This is a genomic window from Shinella sp. NM-101, from assembly GCF_021401195.1.
GTDB lineage: Bacteria > Pseudomonadota > Alphaproteobacteria > Rhizobiales > Rhizobiaceae > Shinella.
Genome location: NZ_JACBFT010000004.1, coordinates 321,461 through 338,735, shown reverse-complemented (window position 1 = coordinate 338,735; position 17,275 = coordinate 321,461). Strand labels below are relative to the sequence as shown.

The 17,275-nt window shown below is 68.2% G+C and carries 14 protein-coding genes; 5 read left to right on the top strand and 9 right to left on the bottom strand.

Going from position 1 to position 17,275, the window contains the following annotated elements:
- Positions 1-38: 38 nt before the first annotated feature.
- The 3 genes from L0976_RS10940 to L0976_RS10930 form a co-directional block, all read right to left on the bottom strand.
- Positions 39-1,319, bottom strand: coding sequence for an FAD-binding oxidoreductase (locus L0976_RS10940; RefSeq protein ID WP_234187312.1), 1,281 nt, complete (start codon positions 1,317-1,319; stop codon positions 39-41).
- A 65-nt stretch (positions 1,320-1,384) separates the two neighbouring features.
- On the bottom strand, positions 1,385-2,212 hold the full coding sequence (locus L0976_RS10935; protein WP_203320338.1) for a transporter substrate-binding domain-containing protein: 828 nt from the start codon (positions 2,210-2,212) through the stop codon (positions 1,385-1,387).
- 170 nt (positions 2,213-2,382) lie between these two features.
- The gene (locus L0976_RS10930) at positions 2,383-2,817 is read right to left on the bottom strand and encodes an Lrp/AsnC family transcriptional regulator (RefSeq protein WP_234187311.1); all 435 of its coding nucleotides are present in this window, start codon (positions 2,815-2,817) and stop codon (positions 2,383-2,385) included.
- A 125-nt stretch (positions 2,818-2,942) separates the two neighbouring features.
- Between L0976_RS10930 and L0976_RS10925 the strand changes: the two genes are divergently transcribed.
- Positions 2,943-6,005 (top strand): aminotransferase class III-fold pyridoxal phosphate-dependent enzyme, encoded by a 3,063-nt coding sequence (locus tag L0976_RS10925; protein ID WP_234187310.1) that lies wholly within the window; start codon positions 2,943-2,945, stop codon positions 6,003-6,005.
- Positions 6,006-6,157: 152 nt separating this feature from the next.
- Positions 6,158-7,642 (top strand): MDR family MFS transporter, encoded by a 1,485-nt coding sequence (locus L0976_RS10920; RefSeq protein WP_234187309.1) that lies wholly within the window; start codon positions 6,158-6,160, stop codon positions 7,640-7,642.
- Between the two features lie 118 nt (positions 7,643-7,760).
- Here L0976_RS10920 and L0976_RS10915 read toward each other — a convergent pair whose 3' ends face one another.
- The 5 genes from L0976_RS10915 to L0976_RS10895 all read right to left on the bottom strand — a co-directional run bounded on the left by L0976_RS10915 (position 7,761) and on the right by L0976_RS10895 (position 13,399).
- The gene (locus L0976_RS10915; RefSeq protein WP_234187308.1) at positions 7,761-9,392 is read right to left on the bottom strand and encodes an FGGY-family carbohydrate kinase; all 1,632 of its coding nucleotides are present in this window, start codon (positions 9,390-9,392) and stop codon (positions 7,761-7,763) included.
- 65 nt (positions 9,393-9,457) lie between these two features.
- Entirely contained in the window at positions 9,458-10,186 is a 729-nt protein-coding gene (locus tag L0976_RS10910) for an SDR family oxidoreductase (RefSeq protein ID WP_234187307.1), read from the bottom strand.
- Positions 10,187-10,210: 24 nt separating this feature from the next.
- A complete protein-coding gene (locus tag L0976_RS10905; RefSeq protein ID WP_203320332.1) occupies positions 10,211-11,464 on the bottom strand; it encodes a sugar ABC transporter permease in 1,254 nt (417 codons plus the stop codon).
- On the bottom strand, positions 11,461-12,282 hold the full coding sequence (locus tag L0976_RS10900) for an ATP-binding cassette domain-containing protein (RefSeq protein WP_203320331.1): 822 nt from the start codon (positions 12,280-12,282) through the stop codon (positions 11,461-11,463). The genes L0976_RS10905 and L0976_RS10900 overlap by 4 nt, the downstream gene beginning before the upstream one ends.
- A 70-nt stretch (positions 12,283-12,352) precedes the next feature.
- Complete coding sequence (locus L0976_RS10895) at positions 12,353-13,399, bottom strand: sugar ABC transporter substrate-binding protein (RefSeq protein WP_234187306.1); 1,047 nt, start codon at positions 13,397-13,399, stop codon at positions 12,353-12,355.
- A 283-nt stretch (positions 13,400-13,682) separates the two neighbouring features.
- On the opposite strand from L0976_RS10895, the gene L0976_RS10890 reads away from it, so the two are divergent.
- Positions 13,683-14,702 (top strand): LacI family DNA-binding transcriptional regulator, encoded by a 1,020-nt coding sequence (locus tag L0976_RS10890; RefSeq protein WP_203320329.1) that lies wholly within the window; start codon positions 13,683-13,685, stop codon positions 14,700-14,702.
- Positions 14,703-14,800: 98 nt separating this feature from the next.
- On the opposite strand, the gene L0976_RS10885 is transcribed toward L0976_RS10890, so the two are convergent.
- On the bottom strand, positions 14,801-15,712 hold the full coding sequence (locus tag L0976_RS10885; RefSeq protein ID WP_234187305.1) for a LysR family transcriptional regulator: 912 nt from the start codon (positions 15,710-15,712) through the stop codon (positions 14,801-14,803).
- Between the two features lie 93 nt (positions 15,713-15,805).
- Between L0976_RS10885 and L0976_RS10880 the strand changes: the two genes are divergently transcribed.
- A complete protein-coding gene (locus tag L0976_RS10880; RefSeq protein WP_234187304.1) occupies positions 15,806-16,792 on the top strand; it encodes a bile acid:sodium symporter family protein in 987 nt (328 codons plus the stop codon).
- A gap of 71 nt (positions 16,793-16,863) precedes the next feature.
- Entirely contained in the window at positions 16,864-17,196 is a 333-nt protein-coding gene (locus L0976_RS10875; RefSeq protein ID WP_234187303.1) for an EthD domain-containing protein, read from the top strand.
- Positions 17,197-17,275: the final 79 nt, after the last annotated feature.

Genomic DNA, 17,275 nt, shown 5'->3' with positions numbered 1-17,275 from the left:
ACCCTTTTCCGTTTCGTTTGCCGGTTTGCGCATGCCGTTCAGGCGGCGCGCTCGCGCCACCAGTCCTGCGCCTGGAGCTTCCAGTAGGTGAGTTGCGCGACCGCAAGGCCGGCAAGCCCGCCGGCCCAGACGAGGCCGAAGGGCTCGTAGAGCCGGTAGCGATCGCTCTCGCCGAGAATGCCCTCGGCGATGACCTTGCCGCCGATCGCCGTCGTGTTGAGGCCATGCCCGCCGAAGGCGGTGCAGTACCAGACGCCGGGGCTCATGCGCCCGATCTGGGGCATGAGATGGCGGGCGTAGGACATCAGGCCCGACCAGGCGAGCTCCGTCTTCAGGCCGGCAAGCTGCGGGTAGGTGCCGACCATCTCGGCGCGCAGCTCGCGCACGAGGCCCGCCGTGGAGGCGGCGTGGGTGGTGATGCGCCCGCCCCACAGCAGGCGGCGGCCGCCGTCGACCACGCGGTAATAGTCGCCCGCGCGGCGGTTGTCGCCGATGGCGTCGGACGTGGCGATGGCCGAGGCGATCAGCTCCGGCGCCTCCTCGCTGACCATGACATAGGTGGCGATCGGCAGGAAGGAGCGCTTGAGCCTGCCGTTGAGCGCGCCCGTATAGCCGCCCGTGGTGAAGAGGACGTCGCGCGCCCTGACCTCGCCGCCCGCCGCCTTCAGCCGCTTTTCGGGGCCGTCGAGGTCGGATGCGGTCACCGGCGACTGCTCGCAGATGCGCCCGCCGAGCCGCTCGATCTCGCGGGCAAGGCCGCGCAGGTAGTTGAGCGGATGCATGTGGAAGGCACCTGGATTGCGCAGCGCCTGGAAATAGCGCTCCGACTTCAGCACCGCGCGCACCGCGTCGCGGTCCATGTATTCGAGCTCGTAGTCGTATTGCCGGCGCGATTCCTCGGCATAGGCCTTCAGGCTCGCGCCGTCGTCGTAGCGCAGCACGCTCATGATGCCCGGCACAGGCCTGGCATCGTCGATGCCGAGCGTGCGGATGTTGTCGCGGATGAACTCGACGCCCTCGATGGAAAGAAGGTGGAGCTGGCGGGCCTTTTCCTTACCGGCGACGCGGGCGATCTCCTCGCTGCCCGTCGCATAGCCCGGGCTGACGAAGCCGCCGTTGCGGCCGGAGGCGCCGAAGCCGACGCTCTCGGCCTCCAGCACCGTGACGCGCTTGCCGGCGCGGGCGAGCTGCAGGGCCGCCGAAAGGCCGGCAAGGCCGCCGCCGACGACCGCGACGTCGCATTCGACCGTGCCCGAAAGGGCCGGGCGCGCCGTCTGGTCCGCCATGGTTCTCTTATAATAGGTGTCCGGATAGGCCATGCTCACACTCCCCCCAAGGCATGGGGCGCGGGCGAAGGCCGCCCGCGCCGGTCGTTCGCGCGCGCTCAGTCGGCGCTGTAGTCCTTGCCGTACCACTTGGTGGTCAGCGTTGCGAGCGTGCCGTCCTTCTTCATCTCCTCGATGATGCCGCCGACCTTGGCGGTCCAGTCCGGATCGACCTTCTCGGCGATCACGACGAGCGGCTCGCGGAAGGCATATTCGCCCTCGATGACCTTGACCGGATAGCCGTTCTTGATGGCGTTCATCGCCGTCTGCTCGGGCGCGATCACCGCATCGAGGCGCACGCCGTTGCCGAGGCGCAGGTCGTCGAAGGGCAGCATGGAATCGGCGAAGGTGCGCACCTCGCCCGGCTCCAGCTTGTACTCGATCGGCGGCAGGCCCGGCGCGTCGATCTCCAGGCGGCGGTTGATGAAGTCCTCGGAGGTCGTCGCCGTCTCGACGCCGATCACCTTGCCGTTGAGGTCGGTGACGGTCTTGGCGTCGCTGTCCTTGTGGACCACGTAGACATAGGGGCTGTAATAGTAGATGCCGACGAAATCGATGACCTGGGCGCGCGCCTTGGTGGGCGTCACCGAGCCGACGCCGAGATCGTAGCGGCCCTGCCAGCGGCCGCCGGTCAGCGTCTGCCAGTCCGGCGTCTCGAAGCTCACCTCGACGCCGAGGCGCTTGGCGATCTCGCGGGACACGTCGATGTCGAAGCCAACCATCTCGTTGTTGTCGTCGAGGTAGCTCTGGGGCGGCCAGCCGCTGTTGGTGGCGACGACCATCGCCTTCTTTTCCATCACCCGGTCCAGCGTCTGACCGGCATGGGCCGAGACGGCGGCTGCGACGAAAGCGGCGCCTACGGCCAGTCGCATGAAGAGCTTTTTCATGTGGTCCTCCTTTTGATCCGTCAGCCGGGATCCCCATTTATGTAAGTTGTCTGACAACCGAGTGTGACAAGGCCGCCTTGCCGGAGTCAAGCACGCCGGATCGCCGCGCCATGAAATAAACGGATGAAGACATGCGGCCACATGATGAACGTCAAGAGCGGCCCGTAAGGTCAGCTCCGCTCGATGTCCCGCCGCAGCACGATGGAGGTGGTGAGGTCCTCGACATTGTCGATGACGGAGATTTCGTTGCGCAACTCGTTGAGCGCGTTGATCGAGCCGACCTCGACCTCCACGACGAGATCGAGCTGGCCGCTGACCGAGGAGACCTTGCGCACCGCCGCAAAGCCGGCAAGCCGGTCGAGCACGCCGATCGAGGGGGTCCGCGTGAGCGTGACGAGCAGGAAGGCCTCGATCTGCCCGTCGTCGAGCTGGCCGATATCGGCGCGGTAGCCGCGGATGATGCCGGCCTTTTCCAGCCGCGCCACCCGCTCCGTGGTGGCGCTGCGCGAAAGGCCGATCCGCCCGGCCAGCGCCTTCATGGGGATGCGCGCCTCGCGCGAGAGGATGGCGAGGATCGTCCGGTCGGTGGCGTCCGTATCCTGCATGATCCCCTCCCCTCAGGCGCCGGCAAGATGACGGTTAGTCCAAACAAAGTGCCGGCACAACCGGCATGTTGCCGGATGCGCCATGCACCCGTCCATGCCAGTCTCTCGCCGGAACGAGGATTGCCATGAACGACATGCTGAAGACGACCCCGGACTTTTCCACCGACGCCGCCGCCGCGCTGCTTGCCGAACACTACGGGCTGAAAGGCACGCTCTCGCCGCTTTCCAGCGAGCGCGACCAGAACTTCAAGGTGGAATCGCCGGAGGGCACCTTCATCCTGAAGATCGTCAATGCCGCCGAGCCGGAGGTGGAGAGCGACTTCCAGACGGCGCTTCTCGCCCATGTCGGGGCCCATGCCGGCGGCCTGCCGGTGCCGCACATCCGCCCGACGCTCGCCGGCGAAAGCCTTGCCCGCGCCACCAGCCCGGCCGGCGCCGGCCACTGCGTCCGCCTCGTCAGCTGGGTGCACGGGCAGCCCCTTGCCGAGACGCAGCGCAGCGATGCCGCGCTCGTCTCCCTCGGCCGGATGCTCGGCCGGTTCGATGCCGCCCTAAAGGGCTTCATGCATCCGGGCGCGCTGCGCGACCTCGACTGGGACATCCGCAAGGCCGGCCGCTCGGCCGACCGGCTGCACCATGTCACGGCTTCCGAGGACCGCGCGTTGCTCGAACGGTTCCTCGCCCGCTTCTGCGCGATTGAGCCGCGCCTTGCGACCCTGCGCGCCGCCGTCATCCACAACGACGCGAACGACTGGAACGTGCTGGTCGACAACGCATATCCCGACCGCATTTCCGGCCTCATCGATTTCGGCGACGCGCTCCATGCGCCTGTGGTGGCCGAGGTCGCCATCGCCGCCGCCTATGCCGGCCTCGACCATGCCGATCCGATCGGCGCGGCCGCCGCCATCGTGGCCGGCTATCATGCGGAATATCCGCTCATGGAGGAGGAGGTCGACCTTCTCTACGACCTCATCGCCATCCGCCTCGTCGCCTCGGTGACGATCTCCGCCTCGCGCCGTGCCCATACCGGCGACAATCCCTATCTGGCGATCAGCGAGCGCCCCGCCTGGACGCTGCTGCGCAAGCTCGACCGGATGAATCCGCGCTTCGCCGCCGCCATCCTGCGCAAGGCCTGCGGCTTCGAGGCCGCGCCCGGCGCACGCGCCGTCATGGACTGGATCGCCGCCAACCGCAAATCCCTGGCGCCCCTGCTCGAACGCCCCGCCGCGACCTATCCGGCCGCGCTCGTGCCCTATGGCGACCCGGCCCATCCGATGACGGTGATGTCCGCCGCCGGGCAGCCGGACGCGGCGCAGGCGGTCTGGGATGACCATTGCCGCGAAAACGGCGTCGAGCTCGGCATCGGCCCCTGGGGCGAGGAGCGCAGCGTCTATGCCGGGGAGATGTTCGTCTCGCGCTTCATCGAGAAGGCGCGCCGCACCCGCCACCTCGGCCTCGATCTCTTCATGGCCGCCGGCACGAAGGTCTTCACGCCGCTTGCCGCCACCGTCGCCAGCGTCGAGATCGAGAAGGACCCGCTCGGCTACGGCTGCCTGATCGCGCTGCGCCACGAGCCGGAGGGATGCCCGCCCTTCATGTCGCTCTGGGGCCATCTCGCCCACGAGGCGATGGGCCGCCTGAAAGCCGGCGACCGGCTGGAGGCCGGCGCGCTCGTCGGCGAGATGGGCGCGCCTTCGGAAAACGGCGGCTGGGCGCCGCACCTCCACCTCCAGCTTTCCACCGACACGGCCCTGTCGGCGACCGAAATCCTCGGCGTTGGCGAACCGCGCTATCTCGACGTCTGGGCCGAACTCTTCCCCGACGCGCGCGGCTTCGGCGGCATCGCGCAGGAATTCCAAGCGCGGGAAGGCCGCCCGCACGACGAGATCGTCCGGCTGCGGCGCGAATTGCTGCTGCCGAACCTTTCCATCTCCTACGACAGGTCGATCAAGTTCGTGCGCGGCGAAGGCGTCTGGCTGATCGACGACAGCGGCCGGGCCTATCTCGACTGCTTCAACAATGTCTGCCACATCGGCCATGCCCATCCCGCCGTGGTGGAGGCGATGGCGCGGCAGGCCGCGACGCTCAACACCAACACCCGCTACCTACATGACAACATCGTCGCCTATGCCGAGCGCCTGACGGGAACGCTGCCGAAGGCGCTGACGGTCGCCGGCTTCGTCAACAGCGGGTCGGAGGCCAACGGCCTCGCGCTGCGCCTGATGCGCGCCCATACCCGCCGCGAGAACGCCATCACGCTCGACTGGTCCTATCACGGCACGACGCAGGAGCTGATCGACATCAGCCCGTACAAGTTCCGCCGCAAGGGCGGCCAGGGGCAGAAGCCGCATGTCCATGTCGCCACTGTCCCGGACAGCTACCGTGCCCCGGCGGACTGGCCCGCCGGGGAACACGGCAGGCGCTTTGCCGAAAGCGTCGCCGAACTGATCGCCGCCATGCAGGCCAAGGGCGAGGCCCCCGGCTTCTTCATCGCCGAATCCATCCCAAGCGTCGCCGGCCAGGTCTTCCTGCCGGAGGGTTACCTGAAAGAGGTGTACCGGATGGTGCGCGCGGCGGGCGGAGTTTGCATCGCGGACGAGGTGCAGGTCGGCTTCGGCCGCGTCGGCAGCCATTGGTGGGCCTTCGAGACGCAGGGCGTCGTGCCCGACATCGTGACCATGGGCAAGCCGATCGGCGACGGCCATCCGCTCGCCGCCGTGGTGACGACCCGCGAGGTCACCGACAGCTTCGACAACGGCATGGAATATTTCAACACCTTCGGCGGCAACCCTGTGTCCTGCGCCGTCGGCCTTGCCGTGCTCGACGTCATCGAGGACGAGGACCTGCGCGGCAATGCACTGGCGATCGGCACCTATCTCATGGACGCCTTCCGCGACATGCAGGAGCGCCACGCGGTGATCGGCGACGTGCGGGGCCTTGGCCTCTTCCTCGGCATCGAACTGGTGAGGGACCGGGCCAGCAAGGCGCCCGCCACCGACTTCGCCCGCGCCGTCGCCAACGGCGCCCGCCGGTGCGGCGTGCTGATGGGCACGGAAGGCCCGCATGACAACGTGCTCAAGCTGCGCCCGCCGATGATCTTCTCCCGGCGCGACGCGGACCACCTGATCGCCGTCCTCCAGGAAACCTTCGCCGATGTGGAAAGGACGCTCGGCCAGGCGGCGGGCTGAGGGCGGCGCAACGGGTTTGCCGGGCCGGCGGGCCGCAAGTGGGTGGACTTGACCGCAGGGAACGTGTTCTACGGTGGTATCGCCAGCGCACGGCCCGCGTTCACTCGAACCGAAGCGGCCGTGCCTTCCGCATCTCGAAACGGAACGCACGCATGAACGACGCACGTCACCCGGACGGAACGGCAGCGACGGCCCCCGCCCTGTCGGAACAGGAAAAGAACGTCATCATCGCCGGCGTTCTTCTCTCCATGCTCCTCGCCGCGCTCGACCAGACGATCGTGGCGCCCGCCATGCCGACGATCGGCCATGCGCTCGGCCATGCCGACTACCTGCCCTGGATCGTGACGGGCTACCTGCTGACGGCGACCGCCATGGCGCCGCTCTACGGCAAGATCTCCGACGTCTACGGCCGCCGGCCGACCATCTTCGCCGCCATCGTCATCTTCCTTGCGGGATCGCTGATCAGCGCGCTCGCGCCCAGCATGCTGGTGCTGATCGTCGGCCGCGCGGTGCAGGGGCTCGGAGGCGGCGGCCTCTTCGCCCTTTCGCAGATCGTGATCGGCGACCTCGTGCCCCCGCGCGAACGTGCGCGCTATGCCGCCTGGATCTCCGGCACCTGGGCCGTCGCCAGCATCGCCGGCCCGCTGCTCGGCGGCGCCTTCGCCGAACACGCGCACTGGTCGCTGATCTTCTGGATCAACATCCCGCTCGGGCTGGCGGCGCTGGCGATCATCAACAATCCGCTGAAGAAGCTCCCCGTCGCCGCCCGCAAGCACCGCATCGACGCGGCGGGCGCCGGGCTGCTCGTCGCCGCCACCGCGCTGCTGCTGCTCGCGCTCAACTGGGGCGGCAGCCGCTATTCCTGGCTCTCGCCGATGATCACGGGGCTGCTCGCCGGCTCGCTCGTCCTGTGGGCCGCCTTTGCCCTGCGGCTCCGGCTCGCGGCCGAGCCGCTGATCTCACTGGAAGTCCTCGCCAATCCGATCGTGCGCTACGGGACGCTCGCCATGTTCCTCGTGCAGGGCGCCAATGTGGGCCTGTCGGTCTATATCCCCGTCTACCTGCAATCCTTCCACGGGCTTTCGGCCGGCGGCTCCGGCATCGCAATGCTCGGGCTGCTGCTCGGCACCGTGCTCGGCGCCACCACCAGCGGGCGCACGATCCCGCGCTTCGTCCATTACAGGCGGATCGCCATCGTCGGGGTGACGCTCAGCTTCGCCTGCCTTGCCGCGCTGGCCTTCCTTGCCGGGCGGACGTCGCTTGCCGTGCTGGAGCTCCTGACGATCGGCGTGGGCTTCGGCACCGGCATGACCTTCCCGGTCGCCACCGTCTCCGTCCAGAACGCGGTCGACCAGGCCCATCTCGGCGTGGCGACGGGGGTCCTCACCTTCCTGCGCTCGCTCGGCGGGGCGCTGGGCGTGGCGATGCTCGGCGCCATCGCGCTCGGCAACGGCCTGCCGCTCGGCGGCGAGGCGCTGCAGACGGCGAGCAGCATCCCCGCATCGGCGACGGCCTTCACCTATATCTTCGCCGCCTGCGCCGTCGCCACGGCGCTCTCGCTCCTCGTCTTCCGCCTCATGCCGGAAAAGCCGCTGCGCGGCCGCGCCGAGACGGAGGTGGCCCCGCTCGTCGAGTGAGGCGCAAAAGCATTTCCGAACGCAAAACCGCTGCGCGCCTTTGCTGGAAATGCTCCATATCCTTGTTTTTTACCGCATTATCCGACGCCGAAGCGAGATCGCTTCGGCTGGAAATGCTTTAGCGGATCTTCCGCGCGAGGTCCTGGAGCCGCTTGAAGGCGTCGTAGCGGGCGGCGTGGAGGTCGGCTGTCTCGCCGCCGGCCGGCAGGTAGGTGCGGTCGGTCGCCGAAAGCGCGGCCATGGCCGGGCGCACGTCGGCAAACGCCTTGCCGGCGACGCTGCCGAGAATGGCCGCGCCCAGCAGGACGGGTTCTTCCGAGCGGGTCGCCAGCAGGGGCTTTCCCGTCGCGTCGGCGAGGAGCTGGCGCACGAGGTCGAGCTGCCCGGCACCGCCGCTGATGACGATCTTTTCGACCGGCGCCCCGGCCGCGGCCTGCGCGTCGATGATCTGCTTCAGCCCGTAGCCGATGCCGCAGAGGCCGGCGACGTAGAGCGCGACGAGATTGTCGATGTCGCGCTCCATGCCGAGGCCGACGATGGCGGCGCGGGCATGGGGATCGGCGAAGGGCGCGCGGTTGCCGAGGAATTCCGGCACGACATGCAGGCCGTCCGCCAGCCCCGCGACGCCGGAAAGCGTTTCGGCCTTTTCGGCCGCAAGTTCCGCCAGCAGGACCGGCAGGGAGAGGCCGCGCGATCTGGCGCGCTCGGCCGCTTCGCCGGCCGCCGGGTGGAAGGAGAGAAGCTGCTCGATGGCCGCGCCCGCGGCCGACTGGCCGCCCTCGTTGAGCCACATGCCCGGCACCATGGCCGAGAAATACGGCCCCCAGACGCCCGGCACGAAGACCGGCTCGTGGGTCGAGGTCATGGTGCAGGAGGACGTGCCGAAGACATAGCCGAGGCTGTTTTCCGGCGGGCCGTCGACGCCCACCGTGCCGATGCCGCCCGCATGGGCGTCGATCATGCCCGCGCCGACCGGCGTGCCGGCGGCAAGGCCGAGGTCCGCCGCCGCGCGTGCGGTCAGCCCCGCGCCGACAGGCGTGCCGGGCTCGACGACGCTCTGGCCGATGCGGGCGAAACCTTCGTCGGCAAGCACGCCGAGGCCGATGGCGTGGAAATAGCCCGGATCCCAGCGCTTCTCATGCGCCAGATACGTCCACTTGCAGGTGACCGTGCAGGTGGAGCGGGCAAGATCGCCCGTCGCGCGCCAGGTGAGGAAATCCGCAAGGTCGAAGAACTGCCAGGCCGCGTCGAACACCTGCGGGCGGTTTTCCTTCAGCCACAGCAGCTTCGGGGTCTCCATCTCCGGCGAGATGCGCCCGCCGACATAGCGCAGCACCGGGTGCCCCGTCGCATTGATGCGCTCGACCTGGTCGACCGCGCGATGGTCCATCCAGACGATGATGTCGCGCTCGGGGTCTTCCGAGGGGCCGACGGGCAGCGGCGCGCCGTCCTTGCCGAGGACGACCAGCGAGCAGGTTGCGTCGAAGCCGATGCCGGCGACCTTCTCCGGTGCGACGCCCGCCTTCGCGACGGCCTCGCGGACCGAAGCGCAGACGGCGGCCCAGATCTCCGTGCTCGACTGCTCCACCATCGCGCCCGCCTCGCGGAAGAGCGAGATGTCGCGCTTGCCGGAGGCCAGCATGCGGCCGGAAAGGTCGAAGACGCCGGCCCTGGCGCTGCCCGTGCCGACATCGACGCCGACGAGGTAGCGTTCGCCGCCCGCGGGGCGTGCGGAGGATGAGGTGTTCATGGTTCTACCGCCTGCAATCGGGAATGGTCATGACGGGCGGCCTTGCGCCGCCCGCCGCTCTTGCCTCAGAGATCGACGCTGTTCGGCAGGATCACGAGGTCGCGGATCGTGACGTTGCGCGGGCGCGTCAGCATGAAGAGCACGGCGTCGGCCACTTCCTTCGGCTGCATCAGGCTGCCGTTGGCGAGCGCCTCATCCATCTTCTCCTTCGGCCAGTCGTCGAGGAGCGCCGTGACGACCGGGCCGGGCAGGACCGCGCCGACGCGCACGCCGTGCTGCGCCACCTGCCGGCGGGTCGAGTGCACGAAGGCCTGCACGGCGAATTTCGAGGCCGTGTAGATCGGCTCCCAGACGACCGGCACGACGCCGGCGATCGAGGAGGTGAAGAGAATGTCGCCCGTCTTCTTTTCGATCATGTAGGGCAGCACCGCATGGACCGAGCGGAAGGCCGCGTTGATGTTGAGGTTCAGCATGCGGTCCCAGGCATCCGGGTCGCCCTCCGCCACCGGCCCGCCGATATAGGCGCCGGCATTGGCGTGGAAGACGTCGAGCCCGCCGGCGATGTCGAGGATGCGCGGCAGCATGCCGGAGACCTCGGAGGGCTTCAGCAGGTCGACGACGAGCGGCAGGGCATTCGGGCCGAGCTCGCCGCAGAGCTGTTCCAGCCTTTCCTGCGCGCGGTCGACGAGCACCACCTTCGCGCCTTCGGCGATCAGGGTGCGGGCGCATTCGAGGCCGATGCCGGAGGCGGCGCCCGTGATGGCGGCGATCTTGCCCTTCATGAGGTCAGCCATTTCAAAAACTCCATTCCGAATATGTTACGCGCGGCCGTGGGTGACGCGGGAGCGACGGGCGAGCGAGTCGACGATGACGGCGATGGCAAGGACGCCGCCGGTAATCATGTAGCGCAGCGAGGACGAGAGGTTGAGCAGCGTCAGGCCGTTCGAGATCGCCTGGATGACGATGATGCCGAGCAGGGCCGAATAGGCGCTGCCGCGTCCGCCGAAGAGGCTTGTGCCGCCGATGACCGCCGCCGCGATCGCGTTGAGGTTGACGTCGCCGGTGCCCGCCTGCTGGCTGGAGGAGGCAAGGCGCGAGGCCGAGAGGATGCCGCCGAGCGCCGCCAGCGTCGAGCAGAGCATGAAGGCGCTCATGTAGATGCGGCGCACATTGATGCCCGAGCGGCGCGCGGCTTCCTTGTTGCCGCCGACGGCGAACATGGAGCGGCCCCACTTGGTGCGCGTCAGCGCATAGTTGAGGATGACGGCGAGCGCGACGAAGAGGGCGAACATCCACGGAATGCCGCGGCCGAGATTGAGGTAGAAGACGGCCGCTTCCAGCACGACCGTCAGCACGACGGCCTTGAGGATCAGGGCGCGCATCGGCTGGGCGGAGAGGTTCACCGCGAGCCGCTGGCTGCGGGTCCGCAGGCCCCGGCCGATCATGGCGAGGCCGGGCGCGAGCGCCAGCGTGTAGGACAGCCAGTCGGGCATGATGAGGATCTGGCCGAAGCGCACCAGCGAGGAGGCATAGGGCAGGTTGATCGAGCCGGTCGGGCCGAGGATGTAGAGCTGCATGCCGAGCAGCGCGAGCAGGCCGGCGAGCGTGGCGACGAAGCTCGGCATGCCCAGGCGATTGTAGAGCGTGGCATAGAGGAGGCCGACGCCCGCGCCGACGACGAGCGCGGCAAGGATGGCGCCGACGATGGGCCAGCCCTGGTTGACCCAGAGCACGCCGACCATGGCCGAGGCGAGGCCGCTCATCGAGCCGACCGAAAGGTCGATCTCGCCGAGCACCAGCACGCAGACGATGCCGAGCGAGATGACACCGACCGTGGCGCAGTCGAACAGCAGGTTCACCAGGTTGTTCGGCGCAAGGAAGATCGGGTTGAGCGCGGAGAACACCGCGGAAATGACGACGAGGCCGACGGCGACCGGCAGCATGCCAAGGTCGCCGGAGCGCACGCGGTCGATGAAGCCGCGCATCATGGCGGAAAAGCTGTCGTCGTGGCGCACCCGCTCGTCGCTGCGGTCGAGCGTCGGCTGGGCGGCGTTGGAAGGGTTCTGGCTCATGCGGCGCCCCCGTGGTTTTCCTGGACGTGACCGGACTTGCGGTCGGCACGGCGCGAGACGGAATTGTCCGTGGCGCCCGTGATGGCGGAGACGAGCTCCTGGCTGGACGAGTCGGGCGTGAAGATGCCGTTGTTGCGGCCGAGGCGCAGCACGACGATGCGGTCGGCGACGGCGCGCACGTCCTCCATGTTGTGGCTGATGATGATGACGCCGAGGCCGCGGTCGCGCACGCGCTCGATGAGGTTCAGCACCTCGGCCGTCTGCGCGACGCCGAGCGCGGCGGTCGGCTCGTCCAGCATGATGAGCTTGGGATTGAGCAGCAGCGAACGGGCGATGGCGACGGTCTGCCGCTGGCCGCCGGAAAGCGAGGCGATGGGCTCGCGGACGGACGGGATGCGCGCGGCAAGCTCGCGCAGCAGCGTCCAGGCGCGCACCTCCATCGCCACTTCGTCGAGCGCGAAGGGCGACATTTCGTGGCCGAGGAAGAGATTGGCGACGACATCGAGGTTCTCGCAGAGCGCGAGGTCCTGGAAGACGGTGGCGATGCCGAGGTCCAGCGCCTTGGCGGGACTGTCGAGCGTCACCTGGCGGCCGCAGAACTCGACCGTGCCCGACGAGGGCTGATGCACGCCGGCCAGCACCTTGACCAGCGTCGACTTGCCGGCGCCGTTGTCGCCGACGAGCGCGACGACTTCGCCGGCCTGCACGTCGAGCTCGATGTCGGTCAATGCGGATACGGCGCCGAAATTCTTGGATACGCCGCGAAGGCGCAGCACCGGCTCTCCCTTGGCGGGAGCACTTTCTTGCGTGGCTGTCATGGCCCCTGGACCTCCTGGCTGATCGGGATGCCCGGCCGCGCGGGGGCGCGGCCGGGCACGATGCGCGATCTTACTGCATGATGCCGAGTTTGCGGCAGCCCTCGGCATATTCGCCGGTGCAGACTTCCTCGTGCTTGTTGATGCCCTTGTCGAAGATCTCCGCCTTGATGTTCTCGGCCGTCACCACCGCCGGGACGAAAAGCTGCGAAGGCGTTTCGTAGAGCGTGTGGGTGGCTTCCGGCGTCTCGCCCTTGAGAAGCTTCACCGCGACGTTGGCGGCAGCGGCGGCGACGATCTCCGAAGGCTTGGAGATCGTGTTGTACTGGTCGCCCGAGATGATGAGCTGGAGCGCGGCGATGGTCGCGTCGTTGCCGGTGACCGGCGGCATTTCCTTGACGCCGGCCGCCTTCAGCGCGGCAATGGCGCCGCCGCCCGTGCCGTCGTTGGCCGCCACGATGCCCTTGATCTCGTCGCCGAAGCGGGTGATCTGGCCGGCCGCCCATTCCTGTGCCTTCGGCGGCGCCCAGTCCGGCGTGTCGAATTCGGCGAGCGTCTTGTACGGCGAGGCTTCGAGCGCCTCGTGGATGCCGTCGCGGATGAGGCCTGCGGCCGCGTCAGTCGGCGAGCCGTTGATCTCCAGCACGCCGGCGCCATCGGGAACGCCCTTGGCCTTCAGGTGGTCGACGAGCGACTGGGCGATGGCCTTGCCGATGCCCTGGTTGTCGAAGGAGACGTAGTAGTCGGCCGGCTTGTCCGGGATCGGGCGGTCATAGGCGATGACCTTGACGTCCTGCGACTGGGCGATCTCGACGAGGGCGGCGGCCGCGGCGGAATCGACCGGGTCGAGCACGATGACCTTGGCGCCCTGGGCGATGACCGAGTTGAACTGCTGCTGCTGGAGCGCGACGTCGGCATTGGCGTTCTGGTAGATCACCGTGCAGCTCGCGCAGAGCTTTTCCATCTCGGCCTTGAAGCCCGGATAGTCATGCTGCTCGTAGCGGGTCGAGGCCTGGTCGGGCATCAGGAAGGCGACGGTCGCGTTTTCCTGGGCAAGGGCGGCGGTGCCGAGCGACAGGACGAGGCCGGTCGATGCGAGCAGATGGGTGAGCGTCTTCATTGGGTTCCTCCACGGTTGATTTTCGCAAGTCATGTTCGCCGGCGACCTCAGGCGCCCAGGGCGATACGGGCCGACGCCTCCCGCGCGCAAAACGCACGGGTCATCGTGCGCGGCGGCGCCAGCCGCAGCGTACGGTTCGTCGGTTCTCCGTCTGACTCCTCCCTTGGGTCAGCCTTGCTGTTCAGGCAACTTCATCGATGGAGCAGCCTTGCTCAATCGATGAAGCAAGAATTGCCACCAAACCGCATTGGTGTCAAGGTGGCTTTCGAAACGGAGATGAAATGTGAACCGGACAAGCCCCACGAAAAGGACGACCATCTACGATCTGGCGGAGCTGGCGGGCACCTCGGCGAGCGCCGTCAGCGCCGTCCTCAACGGCAACTGGAAGAAGCGGCGCATCAGCGCGAAGCTCGCCGAGAAGATCACCAGGATCGCCGAGGAGCAGGGCTACGCGCTCAACATGCAGGCGAGCGTGCTGCGCCGCGAGCGCTCGAAGATCATCGGCATGATTGTGCCGAAATACGACAACCGCTATTTCGGCTCGATCGTCGAGCAGTTCGAGGCGCTGGCGCGCGAGCGCGGCCTCTTTCCCATCGTTACCTGCACGCGGCGCGACCCGGCGCTGGAGGTGGAGGCGGCGCGCGCCATGCTCTCCTACCAGGTCGACTGCCTGATCGCGACGGGCGCGACCGACCCGGACCGCATCGTCGACCTGTGCGCGGCATCCGGCGTGCGCACCGTCAATCTCGACCTTCCCGGCGCCCGCGCGCCCTCGGTCATTTCGGACAATTACGGCGGCGCGCTGGAACTGACGCGCCGCGTGCTCGCCAATTGCGAGCGGGAATACGGCGAGAAGGCTCCTCTCCTCTTCATCGGCGGGCGCGGCTCCGACCACAACACGATGGAACGCGTGCGCGGGTTCCGCGACGCCCATACGCAGGCGGGGGTCGCGGTCGACGAGGCGCTCGTCATGACCTGCGGCTACGCGCCCGAAAAGGCGGAAAGCGCCATGCGGCAACTGGCCGAGAGCCGCAGCACCCTGCCGCGCGGCATGTTCGTCAACTCGACGATCTCGCTGGAAGGCGTCATGCGCTGGATCCGCCATTCCGGCCGCTATGCCGACGGCGTGCCGCATCTCGGCTGCTTCGACTGGGACCCCTTCGTCGCCATGCTGGGTGACCATATCGAGATGGTGCGGCAGGACGTGCCGAAGATGCTGGAGGCGGTGTTCGCCATCATCGATTCCGGCTCCACCGAACTCACCGTCGTCAAGGTCCCGCCGATCGTCGAGAAGATCGGCTAGGCATTTCCAGCCGAAGCGGCATCGCTTCGGTGCCGGATAATGCGGTAAAAACAGGAAGATGGGCGCATTTCCGGTGAAGCGGGATCACCGGAAATGCTCTAGGGAAACGCGCGTGGCGGCTGGCCGCCTCCGGTCCGCGCGCCCTCGGCCGCCCCGACACCGGCAAAGCCCTTGCCGAAGCGCTCCCGCACCTTGCGGGAGAAGGCCGAGACGGTGGCATGGTCGGCCGAGCGCGACGTCACGAGCACGAATTCCACATCGTCGAGCGGCGGCAGCAGCGGCGGCGCGATCTCGCTGAGGCCGGCGGGCGCAAGGCTGCGCGGCTGAACGAGGACGCCCATGCCGGCGCGCGCGGCGGCCGTCAGCCCGCTGAGGCTCTGGCACGAGCAAACGATGCGCCACGCCGTTGCGCTGCGCTCCAGCGCCTCCATCAGCAGGACGCGCGTCAGGCTCGGCGGCGGGAAGACGATGAGCGGCAGCGCCGGCTTGGCCAGCATCGCCTCCGGATCGCTCGCCAGCCAGACGAGCGGCTCGCGCAGGATCGCATCGCCGTGCCGCTCGCCGATCCGGCGCTTGGCCATGACGAGGTCGAGCTCGCCGCGGTCCTGCATCTCGGCGAGCGTCTTGGAGAGCGCGACGGAAAGCTGGAGGTCGACAGAGGGATAGTCGGCGATGAAATCCTCCAGCAGGCCGGGCAACTGCCCGCTCACCAGGTCCTCCGAGACCCCGAGGCGGAACGGGCCGCGCGGCGCCTCCTTCGCGAACTGCCCCGCCGCCTGCCGCTCGAGCGCCAGGAGCTGGCGGGCATGGGGAAGCAGCGCCTCGCCGTCCGCGGTCAGCCGCACCGCATGGGTGTCGCGGTCGATGAGCCGCCGGCCGAGCCCGCGCTCCAGCCGCTGGAGATGCTGGCTGACCGTCGACTGGCCGAGGCCCAGCCGCTCGGCGGAGAGCGTGAAGCTTCGCGTCTGCGCCACCATGACGAAACTGCGGAGCTGGACGAGATCGAGCATATCGCGAACCTCGATAAGCGTTATCGTTTGCATCGCGAAACAGGATAGCTAAACTGGCGCACCTGTCGAGACCCAACCGTTGCCCGCAGGATCATGAAGCGCCTCCTTCCCGATACGTTCACCTGGCTCCTGATCGGCGCCGTCCTCCTCGCCTCGCTGCTGCCGATCTCCGGCGAGCCGGCGGAATGGTTCTCCGTCGCCACCAATGTGGCGATCGCCCTCCTCTTCTTCCTGCACGGCGCGCGCCTTTCGACCGATGTCGTGGTGGCGGGCTTCCTGCACTGGCGCCTCCAGCTCTTCATCCTCGCCATGACCTTCGCCGTCTTCCCGCTGCTCGGCCTCGGTCTCGGCCTCTTCTCGCCCTGGCTGATCGACGGGCCGCTCTATCTCGGCCTGCTGTTCCTGTGCGTCTTGCCCTCGACGGTGCAGTCCTCCATCGCCTTCACCTCGATTGCCGGCGGCAACGTGCCGGCCGCGATCTGCGCCGCCTCGACGTCCAACATCCTCGGCATCTTCCTGACGCCCGCCCTTGTCGCGCTGCTGTTTTCGGCCGGCGGGCATGTCGGCGTGTCCTTCGACATGATCTGGAAGATCATGCTGCAGCTCTTCCTGCCCTTCGTCGCCGGCCAGCTTCTCCAGCCCTTCATCGGCAACTGGATCCGCTCGAAGAAGACGCTGCTGACACCCTTCGACCGCGGCTCGATCCTGATGGTCGTCTACCTCGCCTTCTCCGAAGCCGTCACCGAAGGCATCTGGCACAGGCTCGCAGCCGGGGACCTTGCCCTCCTCATCCTCCTCGACGGCCTGCTGCTTGGCGCGGTGCTCGTGCTCACCAGCCTCGGCGCGAAGCTCTTCGGCTTCAATCGGGAGGACAGCATCACCGCCGTCTTCTGCGGCTCGAAGAAGAGCCTTGCCAGCGGCGTGCCGATGGCGAGCGTCATCTTCGCCGGCCAGTCGATCGGCGCCATCGTCCTGCCGCTCATGCTGTTCCACCAGATCCAGCTCATGGTCTGCGCCTGGCTCGCCCGCGTCTATGCCGATCGGCGCAAGGCCCTGGAGGCCGGGGCGACTCCCGTTTAACGCCGCGCGGTTGCCGCAGGCCGGGCGGGCGGCTATCGTGCCGCGCAAACCATCGGGAGACACGCCGACACATGATCAAGCGCATCAGCCTCGTTCGCCGCAGGGACGGCATGAGCCGGGAAGAGTTCTTCGCCCATTGGACGGGGCCGCATGCCGAGATCGTCAGGGACCTGCCGGGCGTGCTCGGCCTGCGCTTCGGCAAGGTGCAGGACTGGATGCCGGAGGCGGCGGCCTGGGACGGTGTCGGGGAAGTCTGGTTCGCAAGCGTCGAGGCCGCTGAGCGCGCCTTCGCGAGCGAACCCCATGCCGTCCGCCTTGCCGAAGACCGCAAGAAATTCCTCGGCGAAGCGCAATCCTGCTTCGTCGAGGAGCATACCGTGGTGGCCCCGCCCGAGGGGCGGTAGCCGCTGCCGCTAGAGCAATTCCAGCAAAAGTGCGCAGCGGTTTTGCGTCCGGAATTGCGTAGAAACAAAAGGGTAGAGC

Excerpts from the sequence above, each read along its gene's own strand:
- L0976_RS10875 (WP_234187303.1), top strand. The coding sequence starts at position 16,864 with ATGATCAAGCGCATCAGCCTCGTTCGCCGCAGGGACGGCATGAGCCGG.
- L0976_RS10900 (WP_203320331.1), bottom strand. The coding sequence starts at position 12,282 with ATGACAGCCACGCAAGAAAGTGCTCCCGCCAAGGGAGAGCCGGTGCTG.
- L0976_RS10905 (WP_203320332.1), bottom strand. The coding sequence starts at position 11,464 with ATGAGCCAGAACCCTTCCAACGCCGCCCAGCCGACGCTCGACCGCAGC.
- L0976_RS10940 (WP_234187312.1), bottom strand. The coding sequence starts at position 1,319 with ATGGCCTATCCGGACACCTATTATAAGAGAACCATGGCGGACCAGACG.
- L0976_RS10920 (WP_234187309.1), top strand. The coding sequence starts at position 6,158 with ATGAACGACGCACGTCACCCGGACGGAACGGCAGCGACGGCCCCCGCC.
- L0976_RS10935 (WP_203320338.1), bottom strand. The coding sequence starts at position 2,212 with ATGAAAAAGCTCTTCATGCGACTGGCCGTAGGCGCCGCTTTCGTCGCA.
- L0976_RS10910 (WP_234187307.1), bottom strand. The coding sequence starts at position 10,186 with ATGGCTGACCTCATGAAGGGCAAGATCGCCGCCATCACGGGCGCCGCC.
- L0976_RS10925 (WP_234187310.1), top strand. The coding sequence starts at position 2,943 with ATGAACGACATGCTGAAGACGACCCCGGACTTTTCCACCGACGCCGCC.
- L0976_RS10895 (WP_234187306.1), bottom strand. The coding sequence starts at position 13,399 with ATGAAGACGCTCACCCATCTGCTCGCATCGACCGGCCTCGTCCTGTCG.
- L0976_RS10915 (WP_234187308.1), bottom strand. The coding sequence starts at position 9,392 with ATGAACACCTCATCCTCCGCACGCCCCGCGGGCGGCGAACGCTACCTC.
- L0976_RS10930 (WP_234187311.1), bottom strand. The coding sequence starts at position 2,817 with ATGCAGGATACGGACGCCACCGACCGGACGATCCTCGCCATCCTCTCG.
- L0976_RS10885 (WP_234187305.1), bottom strand. The coding sequence starts at position 15,712 with ATGCTCGATCTCGTCCAGCTCCGCAGTTTCGTCATGGTGGCGCAGACG.
- L0976_RS10880 (WP_234187304.1), top strand. The coding sequence starts at position 15,806 with ATGAAGCGCCTCCTTCCCGATACGTTCACCTGGCTCCTGATCGGCGCC.